This is a genomic window from Pseudomonas sp. NPDC089734 (genome assembly GCF_044748865.1).
Taxonomy (GTDB): Bacteria; Pseudomonadota; Gammaproteobacteria; order Pseudomonadales; family Pseudomonadaceae; genus Aquipseudomonas.
Window position 1 is genome coordinate 250,288 of the sequence record NZ_JBIVGV010000004.1, and the last position, 25,709, is coordinate 275,996.

Genomic DNA, 25,709 nt, shown 5'->3' on the forward strand with positions numbered 1-25,709 from the left:
CTGCATTCAGGCTCAAGGACGAGCCTGAATGTCCTTCTTCAACCGGTGCAGGTAGCGGTCGAAAACGGCCATGACATCCACGTCTTTCGGGTTTCTCAGCCACTGGATCTGCAAACCGTCCATGACCGAAAAGAGCTCCTGGGCCAGAAGTTTCACATCGGCGTCTGCCCGGATTTCTCCAGCCTCTTTCAAGGCAGTCAGATGCCCTTGTGCATGCAAATGAGTGATCTGGAATTTCTCCTGATACCAGGACCACGCCGGGTGCGCCCGAGAAAGGCTTTCTGTATTCATCACCATCGAGGCCTGGCACTCGAAGGCGTCTTCGATACTGAACCCCATGCTCATTCTCACGAACTTGAGGAAACCCTCAAGCGTCATCTCGGTGGTCAGTTCCTGAAACCGGGAAACGACCCGTTGATCCCTGCGCTCCAGCAGCGCATTCAACAAAGCCTCTTTATTGGGGAAATGGTGCAGCAAACCGACGGTTGTAATGCCGGCCAGTGTCGCAACATCGCGCATCGAGGCGCTGGAATAACCGTCCCGGGCAAAGATGACGGTGGCCGCATCCAGCAAGGCCTTTCGGCGCATCTCCCCCTTGGGTGCCCGCCGACGCTTCGGCGCAACATCTTCGGCCGGTTCGCTCCCTGATTCGTCAACTGCCATAAAAACCTGATAACACGCTCATTCAATTTATCCCAAGGGCGGCACACGATACGCTAGCCCTGCCGACATCGCCAAATCGGTCTGGCGAAAGTCATCCGCCCGGATCCCGAACCGGTTCATCTTGTTGTACAGACCTCCCCTCGACACTTTCAGATGCCTGGCAGCCAGGCGAATGTTTCCGTGAGTGTGTTTCAAGGCCCCGATAATGGCATTCATTTCCTGGGTGGGCAGATCTGCTCCCTCACTGTATTCGGGCCTGGAAGTGAGCGATGGGCGAAAGGATGCCTGCATGATTTCCAGTGGCAGATCACCCGGCTGAACCAGCTCCGTGTAGGCCAGATTGGTGGCGCGCTCAAGGGTATTTTCCAGCTCTCGCACATTTCCCGGCCAGGCGTACGCCATGAGTGCGTCCATTGCAGGAGTGGAAATGCCCGATACCGCCTTGCGCAGTGACCGGGCACACCGCTCGAGGAAATGCCGGGCCAGCAAGGGAATGTCTTCCTTGCGCATCCTGAGCGGAGGCACGGTCAGGCTCAGCACATTGAGGCGGTAATAGAGGTCTTCCCTGAAGGCCCCTTCCCCCACGGCATGGCTCAGGTTGCGATGCGTGGCCGCAATGATCCGCACATCCACCTGCCGGGACTTGCTGGCACCGACACGGGTCACCTCCCCCTCCTGTAGAACCCTCAACAGGCTGACTTGCGCATCGAATGACATGTCACCGATTTCGTCCAGAAAGATCGTGCCCCCATCGGCCAGCTCGAACTTGCCCGCCGCCCCGCCTCGCGCCGAGCCGGTGAAGGCCCCTTCCACGTGACCGAACAGTTCGCTCTGCACCAGATCCCGTGGAATGGCACCGCAATTGACTGCCACAAAAGGGCCGCTGCTGCGGTCACTGGCGTTGTGTATCGCTTGGGCGAACAGCTCCTTGCCGGTGCCGCTCTCGCCCAGGATCAAGGTGGTCGCCTCGCTGCGGCTGGCAATCCTGCCCAGGCGCAGCGCATCCTGTATGCCACGGGAGCTCCCTTGAATGGTTTCAAAGGTGTGGCGGGCCTGAGTACCCATGATCCGGCGAGTAATCTCGCGGATGCGCCGGTTCTCCCGCAACGACACGATACGGCCGCCCTGCCCGGTCAGGCACACCGAAACCAGACAGGCCAATTGAGTGCCATCGTGCAGTTGAAAGGTGCAGTCCAGGTCGCGCAACGCTTCACCCTGACGCTGCATGATGTCCTCGTTCAACTCACTGTGCCCCAGTTGCTGGAACGGACAGTCCAGCAGCTCGGGGCCTGCCCGGAACAACTGTCGGGCATAGCGATTGAGCGCCTTGATACGGCCTTTGTCATCCAGAACCACCAGCCCTTCATTGAGCACTTCAAGAACGCTGCGCTGCTCATCGAGCAACATCTGCAAGGCCATTTGCCGCGAAACAGCTTCAGCGGCCGCCTGAACGGTGCCCAGGGTGTGAAAATGAAACCAGCCCGGTTCGGCAGTCAGGGTCAGGATCGCCAGGGTGTCGCCATTGGCATTGCGGATCGGAGCTGCGGCGCAATGCATGCGACGCTGACGCAGGCCACTGGCGAAGTTCTCGTCGGCCAGCACATAGACCAGACGGTCTTCGGCTATCGCCAGCCCCGTGCAATTGGTGCCCTGCACGGACTCTGACAGGCGACTGCCCACCGGCGTGATATCCAGCCCACAGAAACTCAGGGTCGTGCCGTCAGCGTCGGTGAGGTTGATATGACCTCTGGGGTTATAGGCGAGCAAGCCGCGCATCACTTCCTGTGCGGTCTGGATCAACAAGGCATGGCCAGTGAGCTTTTCAGCCAGCACCTGCGGGGGCACAAAGCGGTATCGGCCGTCGTCGGGGTCGATGCCCCTGTCGAGACTGCGTCGCCATGAAGCCCAGATGACAGGCCGGACCCCAGGGTGAGGCTCGACCCGCCCGGCCACACATTCAGCCCAGGCCTGCTCCAGAACTGGCATCGGGCCTTCACCCAGGGCCAGCGGCCCGATGGCGGTGATGTAGTCCAGTTCGTTCTGGGGCAGTGTCAGGAAGGAATGATCAACCATGGTGGAGGCTCAACATGTTCATATCTTGGACATGTCAGTGTAGACATGTCTTTTTAATAGACACTTCCGTTTTTCAAAATCCGAACTTTTTACTTATCTATCAACATGTTGCCAAATGGCACAGGGCTTGCTCTGCCCTTGTCAGGGCGAATGACTTCGCTCGACCTCCATAACAACAAGGAACGCATGCATATGAGCAAGATCATTCGCCTGGGACTCATCGGTGCAGGACGCATGGGCAGTTTTCATGGCCAGACGGCCGCCCTGCATATTCCGGGAGCCTGCCTCGCCGCCATTGCCGATCCGACACCGGGGCAAGCCGCTCGTCTGGCCGAGAAACTGAACGCTCAACAGGTTTACACGGACCCGCAGCAGTTGCTGGACGATCCGGACATCGATGGCGTACTGATCGCAGCACCGGCCCGTAGCCATGCCGAGCTGGTGATTGCCGCCGCGCGTGCCGGCAAAGGCATCTTTTGCGAAAAGCCCATGGCTATTACGCTGGACGAAGCCGACCGCGCCATTGCCGCAGCCGCCGATGCCCGGGTGCCGCTGCAAGTGGGTTTCAACCGGCGTTTTGCCAGAAGCTTTCGCCAGGCGCATCTGGACGTGGTGGCGGGCCGGATTGGCACGCCGCAACTGCTGCGCTCGGTCACCCGTGACCCGGCGCTGAACAATCCGGCCGGTATCGGGCAATGGGTCATTTTTCTGGAAACCCTGATCCATGACTTCGATGCCCTTCTCTACCTGAATCCCGGTGCCCGTGCCATGGAAGTCAATGTCATGGCTGACGCACTGGTGGCACCGGCCTACAAGAGCAAAGGCCTGCTCGACACCACCGTGGTGACGATTCGCTTCGATAACGGCGCCATCGCCACCGCCGAGGCCAATTTCCAGGCGGTTTATGGCTACGATGTGCGCGGCGAGGTCTTTGGCAGTGCGGGCATGCTGACCATGGGTAGCGTCGCTCAGTCCGAACTGGTCCGCTATCTGGCCGATGGCATTCAGGCTGACACCCAGCGCATGGACACCGACCTGTTGCGCGATGCCTACATCGCCGAGCTCAATCACTTTGCCGAGTGCCTGCGCAGTGGTGAAAAACCGTTGGCCAGCGGTGAGGATGCCCGTGCGGCCCTGGCCATTGCCCGCGCCTGTATCGAGTCGGTTCAACAAGGCAAGACGGTTCGGGTACCAGGAGCCTCCGCATGAGCACCTGCCCTTTCAAACTGGCCATCAGCGCCGAAATGGTGTTTCTCGACCTGCCCTTCGTGCAGCGTGTCCAGCGCATTCATGAGCTGGGCTTCAGTGCCGAAATCTGGGACTGGACCACCAAGGACATCGCGGCCTTGCGCGCCACCGGCGCTGACTTCACCTCCATGACCGGCTATATCTCGGGCAACCTGACAGACCCCGAGGGCATTCAGCGCCTGCTGGACAGCGCCCGGGAATCACTGACCGTTGCCGAACGCCTGAACTGCCCCAGCCTCAACCTGCACGGCACGGGGCTGGGGGAAAAAGGCCTTCCGGTCAAACCCGTCGGCCATGTCAGTGGCCGAATGTGGTTGAGCGCCTGCAAGACCCTGGAAAAGATAGCCCGGCTGGGCGAGGACCATGGAAAAGTGTTCCTGCTGGAAAACCTCAATACACAGGTTGACCACCCCGGCACGCCTTTCGCCAAGGCCGAAGACACCCTGGCCCTGATCGAGGCCGTGGACAGCCCGCATCTGAAGATGAACCTGGACCTCTATCACGCGCAGATCGGCGAAGGAAACCTGATCGAACTGATCCAGCGGACCGGAACCGCCATCGGTGAAATCCAGGTGGCCGATGTTCCCGGACGCCAGGAGCCCGGTACGGGCGAGATCCATTACCCGGCCATTGCCAGAGCCCTGCACCGCATCGGCTACACAGGCGTCGTGGGGCTGGAAGGCTGGGCCAGCGGCGATTCAACCCTTGCACTGGAGCGTTTCCGTCAGGCGTTTACGCTGGAGGAGACTCCGCAGTACGCCTGAGGCCACTACAGAGATGAATTTCAACTCAATAAGAACAAGAGGAAAACCATCATGCCTCGCTACTCACTGCCCATGGCCTTTCTGATGCTGCTGTTCAGTCACGCCGTTCTGGCCGACTACCGGATCGGCGTCAGCATCGCCAAGGTCGACGACAACTTCATGACCTATGTACGCAACGGCCTGAACGATGCTGCAAAGAAAGAAAACGTGCAGATTCATTTCGAGGATGCCCAGGGCGACGTGGTTCGTCAGCTCAGCCAGGTCGAAGGCTTTATCAGCCAGAAGGTGGATGCGGTGATTGTGCTGCCGGTCGATACCGCCGCAGCCAGCCAGATCACCCGTGCCGCGACCACGGCCAAAGTACCGCTGGTCTACGTCAATCGCCGCCCCGATCAGCCCACACTGCCCGCCGGTGTGGTGGCCGTGGCTTCGCAGGATACCCAGGCCGGGCAGTTACAGATGCAGTATCTGGCCGAGAAAATGGGCGGCAAGGGCAATCTGGCGATCATCATGGGCGACCTGGTGCAAAACGCGACCCAGGGGCGAACCGAAGGGGTCAGGCAAGTCTTGAAGAACTACCCCGACATCAAGGTTGTCGGCGAGCAGAGTGCCTTGTGGCAGCGCGACAAGGGCATGGACCTGACCAGTAACTGGTTGCTGGCCGGCGTGAAGATCGACGCCATCGTGGCCAACAATGATGAAATGGCAATCGGTGCCGCCATGGCCTTGCAACAGGCCGGACAACGCTCAACCCCCGTGGTCGGCATCGACGGCCTGCCCGATGGCCTGGCCGCGATCAAGCGCGGGCAACTGGCGGCGTCAGTGTTCCAGGATCCTCAGGCCCAGGCCAGCCAGGCCGTCACCGCCGCGCTGCGCCTGATCAAGGGCGAACCTGTGGAAGCCGATATCTGGGTGCCGTATCAACTGATCAAACCGGATCAGGTATCGACCTTCGCGCAGCACTTCAAATAGCGTCCGGGCGTGGCTCCCGGGACAGGTAGTTTTCAAGCAGTGTGACGACTTCTGCCACGAAGCCCGGACTGCCCAGCAGGTCGGGCCGGTCGGCTGTCACGGTGTGGATGATTGCGTGGGCAGAAACACTCATCAGATAAATCGAAAGCGCCGGGTCGGGGACGTTCTTCATGAACGGCATCAGCACCTCGGCGAATTGCCTGCGAAGCTGATCCGTGTCCTCTGCCATGTGCCTCACCGTGCGTGGCAGCTCTTCATGAATGGCCTTGTGTACGGCCGGTGCGATACGGTGCTCACTGACGATCATCTCGACGAGCAAGGTCAATGCTTCGCGCAGAGAAGCCTGATGCGGCACGAGTTCCAGTGCATTGAGCAGGTCGGAATGCGTGGCCACCGCGTGACGCCGCTGCAACTCGGCAATCACGGCCTCCTTGTTCGGGAAGAACTGATACAGCGAACCGATATTGACGCCTGCACGTTCGGCAATGGCATTGGTCGTCAATGCTTGCCAACCATCGCGGGTCAAAATGTAAGCCGCAGCCTGAACAATCGCATCGACCGTGGCCCGGGAGCGTGCCTGAGCCGGGATTTTCCTGGGCTTGACGGGTGATCGGCTTTTGCTCACAGACCGCTCCAGAACATGAGTTTTTAAAATATAAGCTTTAACTTACGATTTTGAGGCATGAAAACACAACCCCACCATGCCCTTGAGTCGTTCAATCATGAAAACACCCGCCCTTGCTCCTCAATCCTGGGAACATTTCCAGTCTGCGAACCGTTTTCGCAGAGCCATCCGCAAATTCAATTCAACGCCCCTTGCAGAAGATGACGTCAAGGCGTTGCTCGCTGAAGCGACCTGCGCCCCCTCAAGCGGAAACATGCAGCCTTACGAACTGCACTGGGTCCGGGAACCGTCCTTGAAGGCGCGCATGGCAACAGCCTGCAATGGGCAGAAAGCCGCGGCATCGGCGGCAGAGTTCATTGTCTTTGTGGCAAGTCCCGCACTCGGGCTTCGTACCGCCAGGGCTCAGCTTGAGCATGTCGAACGCTCCGCAGCGCTGGGACAGGACTCAAAAGCCTACTACCGCAAACAGGTCGGGATGTTCCAGAAGATCCTGGGAATCGGGTCTTCTGCCTTGTGGTCACCGCTGGTCCTGCTTGCCGCCCTGATTCGCCCCACCTTGTCCCTGATTCCCATAGGTCACATCGGCAGCCGCCAGTGGGCCGCACGCAACGCCATCTTCGCAGCCCAGACCCTCATGCTGGGAGCGGCTGCCAAAGGAATCGACTCCTGCCCGATGGAAGGCTTTTCGGCTTCTCAGGTTGCCAGCCTGCTCAAACTGCCACGCGGGTCGGTGATTCCATTGGTGGTCGCACTGGGGTATCGCGCCGATGACGCAAGGATTGAAGAACGCTGGCGTCAACCCATGACTGATCTGGTGATTGCGCATTAAAGAAACTATTCAATAGCAGCCGGACCGTTCCATTATCGGCTGCTGTAACTTTCACAAAGTGATAACAAGTCTCATTAATAAATGTAAAACCGTTTTATTACCCTGCTATCCCTTCTTGAAAACGGTCTTGCAAAGCCCGGAACTTCCTCTGCAAATTCTGTCATTTCACATACTTGCAAAACGCTAGCACTCAACTACATTCCTATTCATTCGAGCCCTGAGCCCTCAGGTGCCCTGCCCGTCTGGTTGTATCGACAGGAGTAATGCCCGCCCCGGATGCTGTTTGAACTATCTGACAAGGACATTGAGTCATAACAACCAAGAGGGATGCTTGATGAAGCGTGGCCAGTTGTATCGTGCGCTCTCGAAAACAGGAGCGGCAGGAAGTTGGTGGCTGTCGTTACTTTGTTTTTCGGGGCTGGTAATCGCCAGTTTCCTGTTGTTTGGTCAACAGATAGAACACTTCCTGTCGGGTTTAAGCCTGACTATTCCGTCAGACCCCATCCAGAAGTTGAATCTCGCCCTGCTATTGATTGCATTGCTTGCATTCGACGTCGTATTGCCTGTGCCGTCCAGCATGGTGGCGCTGTTGGCCGTCGCCCTGCTGGGCAGTCTGGGAGGGTATTTCGTCATTTTCATCGGCCTTTGCCTGGGGGCCGGTATGGGCTATGCACTCGGCGCTGGCTACTTGCGTTTGCTCTCAAGGCGTCTGGCAGTCAGTAACCGTCGTCCGGGGCAACTGGCCTATCAGCTCAATACGCTTTCGTTGATCTGCCTTCGTGGCGTGCCGGTACTGGCCGAAACGTCCGTCGTGGCCGCGGGCATGCAGCGTTATTCGCTGCGCCAGTTCCTGGTGGTCACCACCCTGGCCAATGCCGGACTCGCCCTAGCCTACAGCGCCATAGGCACCTACCTCATGGAGCAGGATGCCCTGCTGATCACGGTCCTGGCCAGCATGGTACTCCCCGGCCTGTTCATGGCAGGACGCAGCCTGGTCAAAGGCGTGAAGAACCGGGTTTCCAAGAACACGGACCGTCCGCTGCAAGGCCGATTCGAGGTCAGTTACGACTACCCGGTGGTGTTTACCGATCACCTGTTCGACCCGGCCAATGACTGCCTGCACACACAGCTCACGGCACAACAGACAGGGCCGGTCACGGTGCTGATCTTTGCTGACGAGCAGCTTCTGAGCGCTTCACCCCACTTGCTGCCGCAAATCGACACCTACTTTGCTGCCTACCGTCACGACTTGCGTTTGCAGGCGCCCCCCATCGCGGTGCCAGCCGGAGAACTGAGCAAGACCCCGCACGTCCTTCATCAGTTGTATGAGCACATGCTGCAACAGGGGCTGGACAGGCATTGCTACGTGCTGGCAATGGGCGGTGGCGCCGTACTGGATGCGGTGGGTTATGCCTGTGCCACCTTCCATCGCGGCATGCGCCTGATCCGTATTCCTACCACAGTCTTGGCACAGAATGATGCCGGTATCGGGGTGAAGAACGGCATCAATGCCTTTGGCCAGAAGAACCTGCTCGGCGCTTTCTGCCCTGCCAATGCCGTCATCAATGACTTCCAGATGTTGCGCAGCCTGTCACACCGGGACTGTATCGCGGGGCTGGCCGAGGCCGTGAAAGTCGCTGTCATCAAGGATTCAGCCTTTTTCCAGTGGATGGAGCAACACGTCCGGGAGCTGGCGACCTTCGAGCACGGCGCCAGTCGCTACGCCATTCGACGTTGCGCAGAGCTGCACCTGGGGCATATCACCGGCGCGGGCGATCCCTTCGAGCGCGGCAACGGTCGACCGCTGGATTACGGGCACTGGTCCGCCCACAAGCTGGAAAACCTGAGCAAGCACCGCTTGCGCCATGGTGAAGCTGTTGCCGTGGGCATGGCGCTGGATGCGCTTTATGCCAATGCGACAGGCCTGTTGTCGGACACCGACACCGAACGCCTGCTGCATGTGCTCGTCCAGCTGGGTTTCTGCCTGAACCCGCCGGAACTGTTGCTCAAGGACTCGCAAGGCCGCTCGCTGATCGTCCAGGGGCTGGAAGAGTTCAGGCAGCACCTGGGCGGACAACTTTCCATACCGATGCTCACCCGTCTGGGTGAATCCACCGACCTGCACGAGATCGATTTTTCGCTGATGGAGCAGGCCTTGCAGCGCCTCTCCTCCTACAGCACTTCGTCTCTCACCTGGACCAAGAGTTGCCCGGAATGAGCCCGATTGCCTTGAAGACCTGGATGACCCTTGGCCGTGTTTCCAATCTGCCGACGGTATGGACCAACACCCTGGCCGCTGCCCTGCTGGCCAGCAGCGCCGGAGCCCTCGCCCCGCCATCGATCGCGGTCTGGGTATTGCTGCTGGCCGTCCTGTCGGTGCTCTACCTGTTCGGCATGTTTCTGAATGACCTGCTGGACGCCGACTGGGACCGGCAACACGACAATCCGCGCCCCATCACCCTCGGGCTGGTCAGCCGCCAGCAGGTCGCGTTGGCCACCGGCGTTCTGATTCTGCTGGCAGCCGTATCGGTACTCGGCCTGAGCCAGTTGATCGAAGAACCCGACTGGCTGCTGGGCAGCGCGACATTGCTGCTGGGCTTCATCCTGGCCTACAACCTGTTGCACAAGAAATACCCCCACAGCGTCTGGTTGATGGGGGCCTGCCGCTCGGCGCTTTACCTGACGGCAGCCGCAAGCCTTAGCGTGCCTTCGCAACCCATATGGTTGTGTGCATTGCTGCTGGGCGCCTACATCAGCGGCCTGACCTATCTGGCAAGACAGGAACATCGCAACCAGTTGGTCAGCCGCTTTCCGCTGATTCTGATGCTGAGCCCGCTGATCCTGGTCAGCTACGCCAGCAATGCCATGTTCTGGCTGGTACTGCTGATCTGGCTCGGCTGGCTGGGACGCAATTACTGGCGACACCTGGCCGACCCGCAGCATCGTCAGATACGAGCCTTCATCGGGGCCGGTCTGGCGGCATTGCCGCTGTTCGACGCCATGGTACTGGCGCTGGCGGAACAACCCTGGGCCAGTCTTTTCTGCGTGCTGGTGTTTTTCCTGCTCCCTCGCTTCCAACGCTGGATCAAACCGACATGAGCATGAACATGGCCCCGAACGGATGTGAGGCACTTGAGCTCAGGGAAGACATCCTGTCCGAGCAACGACAACGCTTCACTAAAAAGCTGCAACTCCCGGAAGTGAACTGGTGGGAAGACGCGCTGCAACAGGTCGCGCAACAGCCGGACGCCAATACCCTGATACGCCTGAGCAGCCAGTGCAAACGCCATCTGGTCGAACAGGACACGGCCGATAACGTCACCTGGACGAAAACCCAGAAAGCCCGGGTACTGCTGCTGGCCGAAGCCCTGAAACATCAGGCACCGGCCGAGCGGTCGCCGTTGCTGCGCCAGTTCTTTGCCTGGGGAGACGATCAGGAAAAGATTGCCATCCTCAAGGCGCTGGACTGGTTCGATGCCACCGGGCAATGCCTGGACCTGGCCCAGCAAGCCGGTCGCACCCATAACAGCCAGGTCTTTGCCGCCCTGGCGCTGGATAACCCTTTTCCATCCAGTCACTACGGGGAGCGCGCCTTTCATCAACTGGTCCTGAAAGCCTTGGGCATGGGGCTGGATGTCCAGCGTCTGCTCGGCCTGCCGGAGCGCCGCAGCAGCGGGTTCAACCAACTCGCTCTGGACGCGATGGAAGAGCAACTGGCTGCCGAACGCCCCGTGTCCACCGGGCTGGTTCATGTCATCGCCTTTGCGCTGCTGACGGGGCCTCAACACCAACGGCTTGCGCAACTCATTCAAGCGCAGCGTCTGCCCCCTGAATGGGCAGAACACTTTCGTTAACGCCTGACACGCTCCCCTTATCCCCTTTCTGTTCTGCGAGGACGTTCCATGCTGAAGTACTTCGATCCGCACATTCATATGGTCAGCCGTACAACCGACGACTATCAGAACATGGCCGCCGCCGGCATCACCGGGGTCATCGAACCTGCCTTCTGGCAGGGTCAGGCACGCACCAGCGTCGGCAGTTTTGTCGATTACTTCGACACCCTGCTCGGCTGGGAACGCTTTCGCGCCAGCATGTTCGGCATCCATCACTTCTGCACCATCGGCCTCAACCCCAAGGAGGCCAATAACCTGTCGATTGCCAATGAGGTGCTGGAAATCCTGCCCCGCTATCTGGTCAAGGACGGCGTGGTGGCGATCGGTGAAATCGGCTACGACGACATTACGCTCGAGGAGGACCGCTTTCTCTGTGCTCAACTGGAGCTGGCCAGGCAGTTCAATCTGCCTGTACTGGTCCACACCCCGCATCGCGACAAGATTGGTGGCACCAAGCGCACCCTGGCCGTGATCCGTGAAGTCGGTATTGCCGAAAACCTGGTCATCATTGACCACTTGAACGAACTGACCCTGCCTCTGGTGCTGGACAGCGACTGCTGGCGCGGCCACTCGATCTACCCCAACACCAAGATGTCGGAACAGCGCATGGTCGCGCTGCTCAAGGAATACGGCACCGAAAAAATGGTGGTCAACAGCGCCGCCGACTGGGGCATCAGTGACCCGCTCAAAGTGCCCAAGACCGGTCAGGCCATGTTGGCGGCCGGGTTCACCGAGGCTCAGGTCGAACAGGTTCTGTTCCACAACCCGGTGGACTTCTTCGCCCAGAGCGGGCAACTGGACAAGAGACTGGTCAGCACCCCGCTGCCCATCGACCAGCGTAAACAATGGCAGGAAAACTCGGCCCTGCGTGGCCAGGATCCGGTGGTCAAATGAGTGCCGCCACCGGTTGGACCGCCGCCCGGATCGGCTATTGCAGCAACGTACACCCGGCTCCCGGGCTGGCCGAGCTCTGTGCCTCGATCGAGCAGCATTTCCAGGCCGTACGCCAGCAACGGCAACTGACCGAACAGGACAGCGGACTGTGGATCAGCGCCCAGGCCGCGCAGGAGCTACAGGATGTAAAGGCGCGCAAGACCTTTCTGGAAGTATTGAAACGTTCCGGCTTGCGCCTGACCTCCCTCAACGGTTTTCCCTATGGCCAGTTTCACCAGGGCGCGGTCAAGGCCGAGGTGTATCTGCCCAGTTGGGCAGACCCCGAGCGTCTGGCCTACAGCCTGCAATTGGCGGAGATTCTGGCGCAGGCCTTGCCGGCCGATTGCGATCAGGGCGTGATCTCGACCGTGCCACTGGGTTACGCCGCGCACTGGAGTCCGGAGCATCAACAGCGTGCCGAACAGTTTCTAGGGCAATTGACGTCCTCCCTGGCGAGACTTCGCCAGGAAACCGGCAAGAAGATCGTGATCTGCCTGGAAATGGAGCCTGACTGCGTGCTTGAAAACACCACGCAGGCCATTGCGTTCTTCCAGAGTCTGCAAGCACGCGATCCCCATCATGAGCATCTGGCACTGTGCTTTGATGTCTGCCATCAGGCGGTGGTCTTCGAGCACTGCTACGAGTCCCTCGAGAAACTGTGCAAGGCCGGGATTCCGGTGGGCAAGATCCAGTTGTCCAACGCGATGATCTGTCACCTGCCCGCCAAGGGCGACACGCGCCGTGAACAGGTGCTCGATGCGCTGGGGCATTTTGTCGAGGCCACGTATCTGCATCAGGTCAAGACCCTGGACCCGCAAGGCCGGTTGAAAGCCTGGGCCGATCTGCCTGCGGCGCTTGCGAGCCCTGGGCAAGGCAAGGAGCTGCGGATTCATTTTCATGTGCCGCTGTTCAGCAAGCAGCTGTTGCTGCCTGAACTGAGTGGCAGTCAGCACGCCCTGGCCCAGACCTTCGACTTCCTGGCAGACCATCCCGATTTCCAGCCCGTGCTGGAAACGGAAACCTACAGCTGGAACGTGCTGCCTTCCACGCTACGGCCACAGACCGAACAGGCCTTGTTGACGGGTATTGCTTCCGAGTTGCAATGGGTCGAAGAGCAACTGCGCCAGCGGGGATTACTGCGGCCTCATACCCACCAGCAAAAGGCCTATGCGGATGCGAGCTGACCTGCCGCCATTGTTGCTGATCAATGTGGTGGGGTTGACGCCCGGCTTGCTGGGTGACGCCACGCCGCATATCAACGCCTTGCTTGAACACGCGCAGATGGCTCATCTGCAACCGGTCTTTCCTGCCGTGACGTCCACGGTGCAGGCGTCCATCCTGACCGGCCAGCCGCCCTCGAAGCATGGCATCGTCGGCAATGGCTGGTATTTCCGCGATCAGGCCGAGGTGCGTTTCTGGTTGCAACCCAACGACCTGATACAAGGGGAAAAGGTCTGGCACGCCCTCAAGCGTGAGCACCCCGATTTTCGCATCAGTCAGTTGTTCTGGTGGTTCAACATGTACGCCGACGTGGACGCTGCCATCACGCCACGACCTCACTACCCCGCCGACGGACGCAAGATGTTCGGCCTGTATTCTTCGCCAGCCTCCTTGCACGAAGTCATCGAGCAGCAGATTGGCGAGTTCCCGTTCCCGGGCTTCTGGGGGCCGGCCGCCGGCATCGCCTCCAGTCGCTGGATCGTGGATTGCGCCATGGCCGAATTCAGGCTCAATCGCCCGCACCTGCAACTGGTCTATCTGCCGCATCTGGATTACAGCCTGCAACGCGTAGGGCCTGACCACCCCTCGATTGCCGATGAAGTCAGGGCCATCGACCATGAGGTCGGGCGTTTGCTGAGCTTCGCCAGACAGCAAGGCGCCAGGGTCATGCTGCTTTCGGAATACGGCATAGAAGCCGTCCAGCAGTCGGTGTCCATCAATCGGGTGCTACGCTCGGAAGGCTTGCTGCAGGTGCGCCAGTCCCTCTCCTGGGAGTTGCTCGACCCCGGTGCCAGCGCAGCCTTTGCCGTGGTGGACCACCAGATCGCCCACATTTATGTGAAGCGTGCTCAAGACATCCCTGCCGTCAAAGCCCTGTTGCAACGCCAGCCAGGCATCGAGCAGGTGCTGGACAAGGCCGAGCAGCACGTCTGGCAGCTCGACCACCCGCGCAGCGGTGAGCTGGTCGCCGTTGCAGAAGCCGGTTACTGGTTCGATTACTACTACTGGTTCGATGATCGCAAGGCTCCGGATTTTGCCCGTACCGTGGACATCCACCGAAAACCCGGTTACGACCCGCTGGAGCTGTTCATCGACCCGGCCATCCGTTTCCCCAAACTGAAAGTGGCGCGCCGTCTGCTGCAGAAAAAGCTCGGCTTTCGCTACTACATGGACCTGATTCCCCTCGATACCCGACTGATTCGCGGCAGCCATGGACGCTTGCCCAGCGATGAACAGTCAGGTCCGTTACTTATTACAGATTGCGAACTGCCCTTGCCGGAGCGTCTTCCGGCAACGGCCGTGAAGCAACTGCTCCTGGAGTATTTCCGGGGGCGCCATCACCGTGATCAGGCCGATGCCAAGGAGATTTCATGCGGCGAGCCCTTTATGTAAGCGTTCTGACAGCTGTGGCAGGTCTGGCTCAGGCCCAGACCCCAGCCCCTTTCGACTGTACCAATCTGTTCAAATTCGGCGCGAATCCCGGCGCGACCTGGACAGCCTTCGAGCAAAGCCCTGAAACCATGGCCTGGAACTGGTTTGCCTGCCTGAACCAGCCGGCCGCCCAAGGCAGCATCAACCGCCTCTGGGAAACCCTCAAGCCTACCGATCAGGTCTACCTGAGCAACGGTGCACAACCCCTGCCCTATGCCGAACGCGAAAAACTGCCCATTGCAGTACAAGCCAAGGCGCTGGAAATGGGCATGAATATGCAGCGCGTCTTCCAGAACCTGGACAGCGTGCAACAGGTGGACGGGTTGATCCTGCAAATGGGCAATCAGGTGCCCGAGGCGCAACGCGGCAAGCCCGTACGCTTTCACTTGCAGATGAGTGAAGACACCTTCAATTACATCGTGCAGCAGCAGGTCTATAACGCGAACGGTCAGGCTGCCCTGACCAGTAACCTGAACTTTCCCTCGACAGCCTGGGAGTTGAAAACCTCCTGGCTGTGGATCGGTGCGGATCAGGCCTTCATGAAGCAGTTGAGCGACGATGGCTATTACATCATTCAGGCCTATTACCTGGAGGATGACGAAAAAACCTACAACGTGGGTTATGCCGCACTCAGCGGCATGCATGTCATCAACAAGTTGTCACCCAACTGGGTCTGGACCACTTTCGAGAACAAGCACAACAGCAAATACAGCGTGACCAATGCCGCCCCGGCACAACCGATGACCAACAGCACCGGCCCCACGCCGGCGGCACAACCGGTCAACAGCGCTTTCCAGGCCCAATACCCCGGGCTGGCCCAGTACGAGCTGATCGGCGTCCAGTACCAGAACAGTGGCCAGCTACTGGCCAACTCGCAGTTAGAGTCTGCCTTTCAAAGCAACTCCGACTGTCTGGCCTGCCATAGCACGGCGGCCTACTCCAAGACCAAGGGTTATTTCAACTTTGCACTCCCGGAAAAGGACGGCATCGCTTACCCGCTCAAGGAACTGCCCGACTCGGCCTATGCCGGCTACGAAAAACTGGACTTCGTCTGGTCGCTGAAACGCGCCCATTGGAAACGTTAAGGAGCATGACCCTATGAGCGTGTTGAATTTCCCTCGCATCTATCTCAACGGCCACATGTTCTGGAACCCGCCGACGGCGAATAACAACGACATGTTTCCGCTCTACGATGCGGTCAAGATGCAAATGAACTGGCCATTCCTGGCCGAGTACGGCGTCACCCCGGCCAACGCCAGCAGCACGCTGCTGCCCTGGACCATCGCGCCGATTCCCAAGGTCCCCGACTATGTATTGCAAGTACCGACCAACTCCGGCGCAAGCGGTATTCCCGGTGAGTGGAACCTGTTCGGTGACAATGGCTGCGGTACGGTGGGCTACAAGGACATCCAGTCCCTGATCATTGGTGGCGAGCTGCAGAACAACAGCTACATCAGCCAGGATGACCTGATCAACAAGAGCTACCAACTGGTGGGCAACCCCTTTGGCAGCACTGCACAGACACCCGCCCGCTTCGTTGATGTGAGCCCCTGGCAGAACACCTTTACAGCCCTGTATTTCGACAAGCTGGTGCTGGGCGACAGCCAGTGCGGGCTGACCCTCAACCGCCAGTACCGCATGCTTGATCGCTTTCTGAACTTCAACTGGGCAGCATTCGGTGGGTTGAACTATGTCACCACCACCTGGCAGAGCTGTTTCCCCAAGGAAAACCTGCAATGGGTGACAGGCAACTCGGTGCTGCTGCAGAACCTTCAGCAGCAGATGGAGCAACAAAACGCCCAAGGTTTGATGTTCCGTTTTACGACTTACCTGACTTGCTACGACAGGAACGGCATCTTCAACGACTATCCGCCTTTTATCACTCACCCCACCCCGGGCGAAGATCCGGCGAAAATAATGGCCGAGATGCAGGCCATGTATCAGAAAGGCCTGGATAACGTTGCCGATATCTTTTTCAACCCCGCTTACAGCCGAACTGCCGGCACACTGGGATTATGGTTCGAGGATGAGTTCCCGACTGCACCTGCCGGACAACGTCTGGTTCCAGCCTCACCTATCAGTGTTTACAAGACCACACCGGGCGATACGCCCCTTCCGCCAGGGGCGACAATCCAGCTCGGTGTGATTTCGGCTCAGGTGCTGCCCGATAGCAACACGCTGTCGCTGGACCTGGGAACCGGTTTTCCGTTCTATCCGGTCGACAAGAGTGCACCGGTTCTCGTTGCAGAGAAATTCCAGGCCGGAGACTTCCAGGTGGGAGTGCGTAGCAACGGGCAATTCAACCCGGTCGCGAGCTTTGGATTCGATCAGTATCAACAATCGGCCTTCGACAAACGCTCTGGCATTCTCGATCTTGCCCTGACGCCCGATGCCATCACCACGCTGCAAAGCGGGCCACTGGAGCTGCAACTGCAAGGCTCGACGCCTTCGACCGCAGCCAGCCAGCAGATGTGGACCGCCGAAGTCGTGGAGAGCGCCAGTTTCATTGATGTCGGCGATACCAAGACGCTGAACATCATGGTGCAGTATGACGGCAAGCCAGCTCAGAACACTGTGATCTGGGTAGCGGAGTACAACAACGCCTTTTCGGTGACGACCAGCGATTACTATCTGGCATTCAGTAATGCAGCCGACTTCACGCTGTTCGATAACTACCCGCCCGGCTATGAACAGAACACATCCGTCCTGCCGCAATTCCTCAATATGCCGCCAGTATTGAGTCAGGCAAGCGATGGTAGCGGTCGCCAGCTTACTGAAATCCTTCCTCCACTGATGGCAAGCGCACTGAAGGCCGCTACTGATACCGGGGTCAGCTATCAATCCTACCTGAGCAACCCGACAGCGCTGGAATTGACGCCTTGCCTGTCGCTGTCCAATGCCGTCGCCCGACAAGGCACGCTGGAAGGCAAAGGTGCCAGCTCAGTGAATTACAGCGTGACCTCGATCAAGACCGATGCCAATGGTATCGCTCAATTGACGTTCACCGCCCAGGCACCCGGCTTCCCGACCCTTCGCTTCTTCGTGCAGGAAGGCGCGCAACCGCCCGAGATTCCGTTCAGCTTCAATTACATGTCGGCCTATACCGATTTTCTGGCGCCGCTGCGGGTCCTGCCTCAGGAACCTCAGTTGCAACAGGATTTCATCGACTATTGGAACGGCATCTGCACCCAACAGGATGCTCGCGTGCTGATCTGGGAGCAGTTTATCTACCCCCGGATTCTGGAGCCCTTCTATTACCTGTACCCGATCATGAGCAAGTACATGCCGCTCAATTCCCTGTCGCGCATAGAAGGCGCGGTCGACCAGCTGATCGTCTTGATCAGCAAGCCGTATCAGGAGGAAAGCACGCTGGCGATGCCCATCACCCGTGACATGCCGCAAAGCCGTCGAGCCGTGCTGGAGCTGTGGGCGCAATCGCTGGTGAAGCTCAACTATCCGCCCATGCCGTTGAGCATGAGTGACTTCCAGAAAGGCTGTTAAGCACAGGCAGGAACGCGGGTGGTCGATCGGCCACCCGCCATTTCAAAGGAGTGTCGTATGAAGCCCAGCATTTTGATCAGGCTGTTCATGTTGTCGACCTTACTGGCGTGCAACATTTCATTCGCCCAATCTGGCAGCCCCGATATCTATCCCACCAGAGGGGTCCACAACACTGCCGGTTGCAATGAACTGAACGGCAACTGCATCGCCAAACGGCATGCGACCGACCCCAGCGACCCGTTCTTCCCGGCGTACTGGGTCAGCGACTGGACGATGTATCGGGTCATGAACAACTACCAGACCAATCCACCGCCCTACAGCGACCCGCCCAGCACCCTGAAACCTGGCGATTACAGCGTTTCCAGAGGCACGAGCTATTACGACACCACCTACATCCCGGCCGATGGCGATGGCTACGGCGCGATGATGGAGCACTACGAGAAATACTGCCTGCCGATCTTCCCGATCAAGGACAACAACTACACCTGCTCCTTTGTGTCGCTGGGCAACAAGGCGTACTTCCTGACCTACGAGCAGGACCGTCCCAAGGACATGCCGGCCTGCTGTCTGTTCTCGCCCATGAACCACCCTCCGCGTCAGGACTTCATCCAGCATCTGCCCTATAGCGTCGACCGCAGCAAGAACCTGAACGCCAGCGTTCAGGCCTATTCCATCAATGTTAAGGGGCCGGAGGGGCCGATTCTGTTCGGCTACTCATTCTTCAAGAACGCCACCCGCGATGCGACCGGGCAACCGCCCTATCGCCACCCTCAGTCCTTCTTCTTTTCAGGCGATGTCTCCACCGCCAATGCCCCTATCGTCAGCCAGAACTACACCAACTTTCGGGTGAGCAAGCCGGACCCGGCCACGACCTGGGACCAGGTGGCGAAAATGTGCCCGACAAATCCCCAGCCCTGCCAGCTGTTCAATCCGCCCAGCTCCTTGAGCAACGGCAAGAAAGCGCAATGGAACAGCATCATGCCTGACAAGCCCTGACAGACAAGGACGAATGCCATGAATACTCGATTTCCTATTGGGCTGACGCTGCTGAGTCTTGTCAGCCTGCCGACCCTGGCCCTTGAACAACCGATGCCGGATGTATCGGTGACGAGTCTGAATTGCCAGCTTCCCGGCAACGCCCCGGCCGCCAAAAGTGGCCAGGAGGCCTTCGACCTTTACAGCTGGCAGATGTTTATCGCGCTGAACTGGCCCGTAACGGATGGTCAGCGTGGCATCCCCGATTGCAACAAGAAACCGGGCGATGCGGGGTACACCGTCTGGCAGAGCTACAAGAACGTCAATGAAATATTCCCGGCGGACGGCAGCAATCCAGGCCCCTGGAACACGCCGCTGACAGGCCGGAACCTGGGCATGATCAATATCTCGGCCCTGAAAAACACCGGCGTACTCCAGGCGGTCGACCAGGCCGTGGGCGGCTGGCTGATTGATCAGCACGGTAACCCGACCTACTACGACATTTCAGCCAACGAAGTTTCGTACAACTACATCGTGGCCAACAACTTCTACAACGCCGATGTCGTGTCCAAGGCCAGCAACATCTCCTTCCCGAACGGGGTCATCGAGGTCAAGTCCAGCTGGCGAATCCTCACAGATACCGACAATGCGAGCCATTACCTGACTGTTCACTCAAAGGTCGACCTGTTCAATGCCCAGGGCCAGCGCACCGGAGCTGTAGCCGATGCCTATCTGGGGCTGGTGGGCCTGCACATCATCACCAAGGTCAATGGCTATCCGCAGTGGATCTGGTCCACCTTCGAGCAGGTCGACAATGTTCCGCCCAAGAAGCTGTCAGGAGGCCAATGGGTCGACAATCCGACTTCCGGCATCCATTACTCCTACTTCAACGCCGACGCTCAACCTGCCAGCCTCAACCAGTCACCGTGCGACTGGCAGACACAAGGCGGCAAGATGGTATGCGTGCCCAAGGCCGGCACCACCTTCCAGACGCCGAACCCGCTGAACCGGGTGACGCCGATTGCTACTTCCACCGACCTGATCAACAAGGCCTTCCAGTTCGCTCCCGGCCTGCAACAGAGCGCCTTGAAGTACTACCAGCTCGTCACGACCCAGCGCCCGTTCAATCCGAACAACCCCGGCAATCCGCTGGGTCAGCCGACACCGGCACTCTCGGCCAACGTCACGATGGAAAGTTATATCCAGGAAAACAGCAGTTGCATGACGTGCCACTCCATGGCGACACCGGTCGGCAGTCCTTACAAGGCTGACTTTTCCTACCTGTTCAAATTTGCACAGCCCGCCGCTCAAGGCGCCAAGGACGAGAAATAGATCATGAGCATTCTCAATGGACCACGCGTGAACTTCTGGGGTGGCATCAGCACGGATGTGAGTGTGCCGAACAACTCACCGACCATTCCTCAAGGTGAAGGCACGTTTAACCTGTTCGATGTGACCACTTCGACCATTGCTCCAGAGGCCCAGCCTTACACCGACGAACAATTGAACGAAAAGATCAATGCGCCCTCCAGCGATGCGCCCGCCTCCGGTTACACCAACGGGGGCTGGAATCACTATGGCCAGCATCTCGTCGAAATGGACACGCAGATCAGTTCACAGGGCAATCCGGGGGCTATCAGCAAGCAAGGTGACCTTATTGGGCAACCCGTCTATCTGCTCGGTTCACTGGACCCGGCAACCGGCCAGCGCAGTTCCTCCGGCCCGATGATGGTGGACCTGGACCCGACCTCGGTGGTCACCACCCAGATATTTGTCGGCGGTCTTCAGATCGGCGGCAACAATAATATCCAGTTACTGATCAACTGCGATGCCGTGTGCAGCAGCCTGGATGTGAAACAGCGCATCCTGGGGCCCGCAACCATGGATGCACCCGGCTCTTACGCCCTCAGCGGTACATTCCAGCTGACCTTTCCACTGGACAGCATCGTCAGTTACAACCAGAGCAGCGAAACCCTGAAATCGATCATCGAGGCCCCCGGCGCAACCGGAATCGTCCTGCGCTTCGTCATGTTCGAGATGTGCCCGACCCTGACCACCGCCCAATTGAATGCCGATTATGTAGCAAAGCGCTACACACCCAACCCAAGTATTGGCAGGGTTATCGGCACACTGGCACCGGCCTTTGCCGACGAGCCTGTCATCTGTCCGGCAGGCCGACTGCTCGTCAACCAGAACACAGGAAGTACCGGTTTTGCAGAACTAAGCGACAGCGGGCTATTGAGCATTGATATGGTGAATCTCATTCCCGAGGAGACGTTCAGGACTGATCGCACGGCCATCACCAGCCCCATAGGCCCCAATGCCGACTATGGTCCTGTCAGCTTTTGCGCTGGCACTACCCCCCTCACGACCCTGACTCAGGACAATGAATATCTGCAAAATTATTACCTGTACGGCGGTATCGTGGATTTGCCGCTTGATGCAGACACTGCACAGCAGGTCAAAACCCAGTCATTGACCATAACGGCTCCAGACGAGGTCATGAACTATAGAAATGATCCCCCCGCGAAGACGTCTCTACAAATCGCCGAGTCGCCCTACAGACTCTACACCGACCAGCGAAATATCTATCTGGAAGACCATCCTGACGGCCTGACGATTCCGTTGCAGGTCAGGTATCTGGGTGGACCTGTGCCTTCCGACACCTCTATTAAAATAGCCATTGGCGCCAGCCTTGATTGCCTGAACTATCCCCATTTGGTTTCCGTACCCGCCAATCAACATTCGGTCAATGTCACTGTCACTCTCAAACCGAATACTGAAAGCCAGGCGGGCTTCAGCGTATTGACCTATACCGCTTTGAATAAGGCGGGTAAACGTATCTCGCCGTACTTCACCAACTTCACCAACTTCCGCAAATACGCCCAGACAGACTTTGGAATTCCTCAAGGCAGCACCATTACCTGGGATCAGGTGTACCCCAACGTGCTGCGGTTTCACTATCTGGCCTTCCCTGCCATGTCTCGTTACGTGCCGCTCAACCAGCCAAACGCAATCATGGCGGCGAAGGACACCATTCTGCGGCGCATCTCTGACACCTACAAAGGCACCACCCTCTATATGCCGGTCGTTCGCTCGATGTCGCCCAGCCAGCGTGCATTGCTCAGCGCCTACCTGACAGGTACACCCTGGCAGCCGCTGCCATGAACGTCTCTCGTACTCTGACCATGGAGAGTCCCATGACCGTACCCATTGAAGTGCCTGCGCACCCGGTTGAACGTCTGTGCGCCAGCACCTTCATTGCCGAAGGCCTGCTCAACCCTCGAGGCCTGTGCACACGCCCCGATGGCAGTCTGCTGCTGATCGAAGCCGGATCAGGCCTGCCCGATGCGCCGTTCAGTGGACGTATCAGCCTGTTGCGCCCGGCTCCCGAGGCACCGGGCTCCTGGTTGCCAGCCGAAATCCTGGCCCAGGGCTTTCGCGCCATGAACATGCAGCCGCGCATGTTGCGTGATGAAATCATGGGGCTCTCGGACGTCGCCCAGGGTGACGGGCGTTATCTGGTCAGCCAGACCGATTATGTGCAGGGCTCAAAGATTCTGGACCTCCAGTATTCGCCGCCCGAACCGGTGTTCCACAGCCAGGGCAACCTGAACGCCTTGTGTTATCACCCGTCACGTCGCAGTTGGCTGGCGGTCAAGCCCGATACCAACCAATTGGTCGAGTTCACCGAGCAGGATGGTGAACAGGTGCTGGCCCAGTTGCCCGATCTGGCTCAGGGGCAGGAAGCGGTACCTGTGACCCTGGTTTACGAGCCTGCCACCGGAGCCGTGCTGATCAGCCTGTTCTCCGGGGAGTTGCGTGCCGACCCGGCGAAACAAGGCATCGACTTTGTCGACAAGGCCGGTCAGGTGATCAGAGTCTGGCCCGACAACGGCAAGATCGAGGTGCTGATCAGTGGTCTGCAACTGCCCACCGGCCTGGCCCTTCGCCCGGATGGAAGCGTGCTGGTGCTGGAGTTGTGTAACCGACTGCTGCAATCTTTGCGCCCTGAGTGGGCGGGCGAACCCGTGCATGGCGGGTTCGAGCGCTTCAGCGGCCGGTTGCTGAACTGCAACCTGCAAAGCCGGGAAATCACCGTTCTGGCGACCGGGCTCGATACGCCTTCCAACCTGTGTCTGCTGGAACAGGCCGTGATCGTCAGTGAAGGGATGGGATTGAGCGGACGCCTGTTGCCCAATCAGGTAAATGACGTGGTTCCATTGAGTGGGCGGCTGCGTCGGGTTGAGTTGCCCTGGTAACGGTCTTTCGCGAATGAATTCGCTCCTACATGCATGGACAGAAGCGGTTCATTCGCGAATACAAATCTTTTGCAAGTGACTTCAATGCCCGCACCGGCATCGAATACCTACTCTGCGACGGCACGCCCGCCGTTCTCACGAAACAAGGTTCATGCACTTGCAACACATTCCCCCTTTCCCGCTCTCGCGCCTGAGTGCTGCGAGGCTGCTTGGCTTCAGTGCCGCCCTCGCCTGCGCTACGCTCGCCAACGCTGAAAGCATCGTCAACCTGTCGAACATCGAGGTGTCTGCCGATACCCAGAGCGCTGCCGAGGTTGCGCAGGAGGAAGCGAAGAAGGTGCCCGGTGCCACCAATGTCGTGGACCTGGACAGCGTCGAGCAAGGTCGTGTGGCCAACAACGAAGACGTCTTCAAATACCAGCCGGGGATCTACGCCAAGGCCGCCAACAATGAAGGCGCGAAGATTTCCATTCGCGGCTCGGGCATCAACCGGGCACCAGGCTCCCATGCCTCCGGCCTGTTTGAAATGCTCGACGGCCTGCCGCTGACCGGCCCCGGTGGAACGCCTTATGAACTGAAAGAACCTCTCTGGCTGAGCCATGTGGACGTGCGTCGGGGCGCCAACGGTTTCGATCAAGGTTCTCTGGCGCTGGGCGGTTCGGTCAACTACCTCACCCGCACCGGCTACAACGCGCCGAAACTGCAACTGCGCTACGAAGTCGGCAGCCATGGCTACACCAAACGCCAGATCAGTTCCGGTCAGGTGCTGGGGGATCTGGACTATTACGTCAGCCTGACCGACTCGAGCTATGACGGTTTCCAGGACCAGAGCTCCGGCAACAGCAAAGGCATCGCCGCCAATGTCGGCTATCGCTTCAACCCGAATATCGAGACCCGCTTCTACTTCCGCTATCGGGAAACCGACAACGATACGCCAGGCCGTATCACCAGGGACCAGATCCGCCACGACCCGCGGGCAGCCAATACCCTCAACGTGGCCCGTGACTCCAAGCGCCTGCAACCGGGCAGTACCTGGCTGGCCAACAAGACCACCTTCTATCTGGATGACAACGCCAGGATAGAAGCCGGTCTGGTCTATCACGACTATCCGATGGACCTGCGCGAAGGCACCAACCGGCTCAAGGTGGCCTACACCGATGTCAGCGGCACCCTGAACTACATCCGTCAGGACGAGCTGGCCGGTCATCAGAGCATCACGACCATCGGCCTGCGCACCACCAAGGGCCTGCCGAACAACGGGGCATCCGAATACGTGCGGATTCCCACCGGTAACACGGCCGGTTATGCGGTCGGTGCCAAGACCCGGGATTACAGCTACCTGGGCTCGGACACCGTATTGCACATGGGCAATGACCTGGAACTGGTCCCCGATCTCTGGCTGACCACAGGCGTTGCGGCCATCTACACCCGTCGCGAGACAGAAGTCACTTACCCTGAGGTCAACGAACCGGTCAGTACCCATGACTGGGACTACGCTGCCCGCCTCGGCCTGCGTTATGACTTCACCCCGCAATTGCAGGTGTACGGCAATCTTAGCCGCTCGGTCGAACCGCCTCATGCCTGGTCGATGATCTGGGGCTCGAACAGGTTCTTCCCTGCCGGAAGCGGTGCCGCGACCGGGTTGCAGAGCGTCGGCGTCGAGCTTGATAACCAGACCGCAACCACCCTTGAACTGGGCGGACGCGGTGAAGCATGGCTCGGACGCTGGGACCTTGCGGCGTATTACTCGCAAGTGCGTCACGAACTGCTCACTGTCGAAACACAGGCCGCCACCCAGACCACGTCGCAGATCATTGCCGAATCCAATGCCAGCCCGACCATTCACCAGGGCATCGAGGCCAGTCTGGACAGTACGTTGTGGCAAGGCGGCGCTGCCGGGAAGCTGGCCTTGCGCCAGGCCTACACCTACAGCGACTTCCACTATCGCGATGACGACCGTTTCGGGGACAACCAGCTGGCGGGTATTCCCAAACACTATTACCAGGCCGAACTGCGCTACAGCCACCCCACCGGCTTTTATGTCGGCTTGAACACCGAGCATGCGTCAAGGATTGCCGTGGACTACGCCAACTCCTATTACGCAGATCAATACACACTGCTGGGTGCGACGCTGGGCTATGCATCGCCCAGGGATGACTGGCAAACCTGGCTTGACCTGCGCAACCTGACCAACAAGCGCTACGCCAGCACCGTCACGCCGGGCTATGACGACAAGGGGCTGGATGTGGCCCGTTCGACGCCGGGCGATGGCATGGGCGTTTATGCCGGGGTGTCCTGGAGCCTTCGTTAAGACGGTGT

General features: G+C 59.0%; 20 protein-coding genes. 17 read left to right on the plus strand and 3 right to left on the minus strand.

Annotation, left to right across the window (positions count from 1 at the left end):
* Positions 1 to 12: 12 nt before the first annotated feature.
* Both ACIPY9_RS07640 and ACIPY9_RS07645 read right to left on the minus strand, forming a co-directional pair.
* On the minus strand, positions 13 to 663 hold the full coding sequence (locus tag ACIPY9_RS07640) for a TetR/AcrR family transcriptional regulator (protein WP_400698870.1): 651 nt from the start codon (positions 661 to 663) through the stop codon (positions 13 to 15).
* Positions 664 to 690: 27 nt separating this feature from the next.
* Entirely contained in the window at positions 691 to 2,736 is a 2,046-nt protein-coding gene (locus ACIPY9_RS07645; RefSeq protein WP_400698873.1) for a sigma-54-dependent Fis family transcriptional regulator, read from the minus strand.
* Positions 2,737 to 2,922: 186 nt separating this feature from the next.
* Here ACIPY9_RS07645 and ACIPY9_RS07650 point away from each other — a divergent pair, with 186 nt between their 5' ends.
* From ACIPY9_RS07650 to ACIPY9_RS07660, 3 genes are read left to right on the plus strand one after another with little or no spacing between them, the layout of a single operon-like run.
* Positions 2,923 to 3,945, plus strand: a complete 1,023-nt coding sequence (locus ACIPY9_RS07650) for a Gfo/Idh/MocA family oxidoreductase (protein ID WP_400699105.1) — start codon at positions 2,923 to 2,925, stop codon at positions 3,943 to 3,945.
* Complete coding sequence (locus ACIPY9_RS07655) at positions 3,942 to 4,748, plus strand: TIM barrel protein (protein WP_400698876.1); 807 nt, start codon at positions 3,942 to 3,944, stop codon at positions 4,746 to 4,748. Before ACIPY9_RS07650 ends, ACIPY9_RS07655 begins: the two co-directional genes overlap by 4 nt.
* A gap of 51 nt (positions 4,749 to 4,799) precedes the next feature.
* Entirely contained in the window at positions 4,800 to 5,720 is a 921-nt protein-coding gene (locus ACIPY9_RS07660; protein ID WP_400698879.1) for a sugar ABC transporter substrate-binding protein, read from the plus strand.
* Here the strand turns inward: ACIPY9_RS07660 and ACIPY9_RS07665 are convergent.
* Positions 5,713 to 6,345 carry a TetR/AcrR family transcriptional regulator gene (locus ACIPY9_RS07665; protein ID WP_400698882.1) on the minus strand — a complete coding sequence of 211 codons (633 nt, stop codon included), beginning with the start codon at positions 6,343 to 6,345 and terminating at the stop codon, positions 5,713 to 5,715. The two genes, ACIPY9_RS07660 and ACIPY9_RS07665, sit on opposite strands and share 8 nt — an antisense overlap.
* 97 nt (positions 6,346 to 6,442) lie before the next feature.
* On the opposite strand from ACIPY9_RS07665, the gene ACIPY9_RS07670 reads away from it, so the two are divergent.
* From ACIPY9_RS07670 to ACIPY9_RS07735, 14 genes are all read left to right on the plus strand, one after another.
* Complete coding sequence (locus tag ACIPY9_RS07670) at positions 6,443 to 7,174, plus strand: nitroreductase family protein (RefSeq protein WP_400698884.1); 732 nt, start codon at positions 6,443 to 6,445, stop codon at positions 7,172 to 7,174.
* Between the two features lie 334 nt (positions 7,175 to 7,508).
* Positions 7,509 to 9,392, plus strand: coding sequence for a 3-dehydroquinate synthase (locus ACIPY9_RS07675; RefSeq protein ID WP_400698887.1), 1,884 nt, complete (start codon positions 7,509 to 7,511; stop codon positions 9,390 to 9,392).
* A complete protein-coding gene (locus tag ACIPY9_RS07680) occupies positions 9,389 to 10,273 on the plus strand; it encodes a UbiA family prenyltransferase (protein ID WP_400698890.1) in 885 nt (294 codons plus the stop codon). The genes ACIPY9_RS07675 and ACIPY9_RS07680 overlap by 4 nt, the downstream gene beginning before the upstream one ends.
* Complete coding sequence (locus ACIPY9_RS07685) at positions 10,270 to 11,028, plus strand: EboA domain-containing protein (RefSeq protein WP_400698893.1); 759 nt, start codon at positions 10,270 to 10,272, stop codon at positions 11,026 to 11,028. The genes ACIPY9_RS07680 and ACIPY9_RS07685 overlap by 4 nt, the downstream gene beginning before the upstream one ends.
* Before the next feature lie 48 nt (positions 11,029 to 11,076).
* A complete protein-coding gene (locus tag ACIPY9_RS07690; protein ID WP_400698896.1) occupies positions 11,077 to 11,961 on the plus strand; it encodes a TatD family hydrolase in 885 nt (294 codons plus the stop codon).
* Entirely contained in the window at positions 11,958 to 13,184 is a 1,227-nt protein-coding gene (eboE, locus tag ACIPY9_RS07695) for a metabolite traffic protein EboE (protein ID WP_400698899.1), read from the plus strand. Before ACIPY9_RS07690 ends, eboE begins: the two co-directional genes overlap by 4 nt.
* Positions 13,174 to 14,613 (plus strand): alkaline phosphatase family protein, encoded by a 1,440-nt coding sequence (locus tag ACIPY9_RS07700; RefSeq protein ID WP_400698902.1) that lies wholly within the window; start codon positions 13,174 to 13,176, stop codon positions 14,611 to 14,613. The genes eboE and ACIPY9_RS07700 overlap by 11 nt, the downstream gene beginning before the upstream one ends.
* Positions 14,592 to 15,737, plus strand: coding sequence for a hypothetical protein (locus tag ACIPY9_RS07705; protein ID WP_400698904.1), 1,146 nt, complete (start codon positions 14,592 to 14,594; stop codon positions 15,735 to 15,737). Before ACIPY9_RS07700 ends, ACIPY9_RS07705 begins: the two co-directional genes overlap by 22 nt.
* A 13-nt stretch (positions 15,738 to 15,750) precedes the next feature.
* Positions 15,751 to 18,153 carry a hypothetical protein gene (locus tag ACIPY9_RS07710; protein ID WP_400698906.1) on the plus strand — a complete coding sequence of 801 codons (2,403 nt, stop codon included), beginning with the start codon at positions 15,751 to 15,753 and terminating at the stop codon, positions 18,151 to 18,153.
* A gap of 57 nt (positions 18,154 to 18,210) precedes the next feature.
* Positions 18,211 to 19,149 carry a hypothetical protein gene (locus ACIPY9_RS07715; protein WP_400698909.1) on the plus strand — a complete coding sequence of 313 codons (939 nt, stop codon included), beginning with the start codon at positions 18,211 to 18,213 and terminating at the stop codon, positions 19,147 to 19,149.
* An 18-nt stretch (positions 19,150 to 19,167) separates the two neighbouring features.
* On the plus strand, positions 19,168 to 20,460 hold the full coding sequence (locus tag ACIPY9_RS07720; RefSeq protein WP_400698912.1) for a hypothetical protein: 1,293 nt from the start codon (positions 19,168 to 19,170) through the stop codon (positions 20,458 to 20,460).
* 3 nt (positions 20,461 to 20,463) lie between these two features.
* A complete protein-coding gene (locus ACIPY9_RS07725) occupies positions 20,464 to 22,296 on the plus strand; it encodes a hypothetical protein (protein WP_400698914.1) in 1,833 nt (610 codons plus the stop codon).
* 32 nt (positions 22,297 to 22,328) lie between these two features.
* A complete protein-coding gene (locus tag ACIPY9_RS07730; RefSeq protein WP_400698916.1) occupies positions 22,329 to 23,390 on the plus strand; it encodes a hypothetical protein in 1,062 nt (353 codons plus the stop codon).
* 151 nt (positions 23,391 to 23,541) lie between these two features.
* On the plus strand, positions 23,542 to 25,701 hold the full coding sequence (locus ACIPY9_RS07735; protein WP_400698919.1) for a TonB-dependent receptor family protein: 2,160 nt from the start codon (positions 23,542 to 23,544) through the stop codon (positions 25,699 to 25,701).
* Positions 25,702 to 25,709: the final 8 nt, after the last annotated feature.

Coding starts and splice junctions, on each gene's coding strand:
- ACIPY9_RS07640 (WP_400698870.1), bottom strand. CDS start 663: ATGGCAGTTGACGAATCAGGGAGCGAACCGGCCGAAGATGTTGCGCCG.
- ACIPY9_RS07645 (WP_400698873.1), bottom strand. CDS start 2,736: ATGGTTGATCATTCCTTCCTGACACTGCCCCAGAACGAACTGGACTAC.
- ACIPY9_RS07650 (WP_400699105.1), top strand. CDS start 2,923: ATGCATATGAGCAAGATCATTCGCCTGGGACTCATCGGTGCAGGACGC.
- ACIPY9_RS07655 (WP_400698876.1), top strand. CDS start 3,942: ATGAGCACCTGCCCTTTCAAACTGGCCATCAGCGCCGAAATGGTGTTT.
- ACIPY9_RS07660 (WP_400698879.1), top strand. CDS start 4,800: ATGCCTCGCTACTCACTGCCCATGGCCTTTCTGATGCTGCTGTTCAGT.
- ACIPY9_RS07670 (WP_400698884.1), top strand. CDS start 6,443: ATGAAAACACCCGCCCTTGCTCCTCAATCCTGGGAACATTTCCAGTCT.
- ACIPY9_RS07675 (WP_400698887.1), top strand. CDS start 7,509: ATGAAGCGTGGCCAGTTGTATCGTGCGCTCTCGAAAACAGGAGCGGCA.
- ACIPY9_RS07680 (WP_400698890.1), top strand. CDS start 9,389: ATGAGCCCGATTGCCTTGAAGACCTGGATGACCCTTGGCCGTGTTTCC.
- ACIPY9_RS07685 (WP_400698893.1), top strand. CDS start 10,270: ATGAGCATGAACATGGCCCCGAACGGATGTGAGGCACTTGAGCTCAGG.
- ACIPY9_RS07690 (WP_400698896.1), top strand. CDS start 11,077: ATGCTGAAGTACTTCGATCCGCACATTCATATGGTCAGCCGTACAACC.
- eboE (WP_400698899.1), top strand. CDS start 11,958: ATGAGTGCCGCCACCGGTTGGACCGCCGCCCGGATCGGCTATTGCAGC.
- ACIPY9_RS07700 (WP_400698902.1), top strand. CDS start 13,174: ATGCGAGCTGACCTGCCGCCATTGTTGCTGATCAATGTGGTGGGGTTG.
- ACIPY9_RS07705 (WP_400698904.1), top strand. CDS start 14,592: ATGCGGCGAGCCCTTTATGTAAGCGTTCTGACAGCTGTGGCAGGTCTG.
- ACIPY9_RS07710 (WP_400698906.1), top strand. CDS start 15,751: ATGAGCGTGTTGAATTTCCCTCGCATCTATCTCAACGGCCACATGTTC.
- ACIPY9_RS07715 (WP_400698909.1), top strand. CDS start 18,211: ATGAAGCCCAGCATTTTGATCAGGCTGTTCATGTTGTCGACCTTACTG.
- ACIPY9_RS07720 (WP_400698912.1), top strand. CDS start 19,168: ATGAATACTCGATTTCCTATTGGGCTGACGCTGCTGAGTCTTGTCAGC.
- ACIPY9_RS07725 (WP_400698914.1), top strand. CDS start 20,464: ATGAGCATTCTCAATGGACCACGCGTGAACTTCTGGGGTGGCATCAGC.
- ACIPY9_RS07730 (WP_400698916.1), top strand. CDS start 22,329: ATGACCGTACCCATTGAAGTGCCTGCGCACCCGGTTGAACGTCTGTGC.
- ACIPY9_RS07735 (WP_400698919.1), top strand. CDS start 23,542: ATGCACTTGCAACACATTCCCCCTTTCCCGCTCTCGCGCCTGAGTGCT.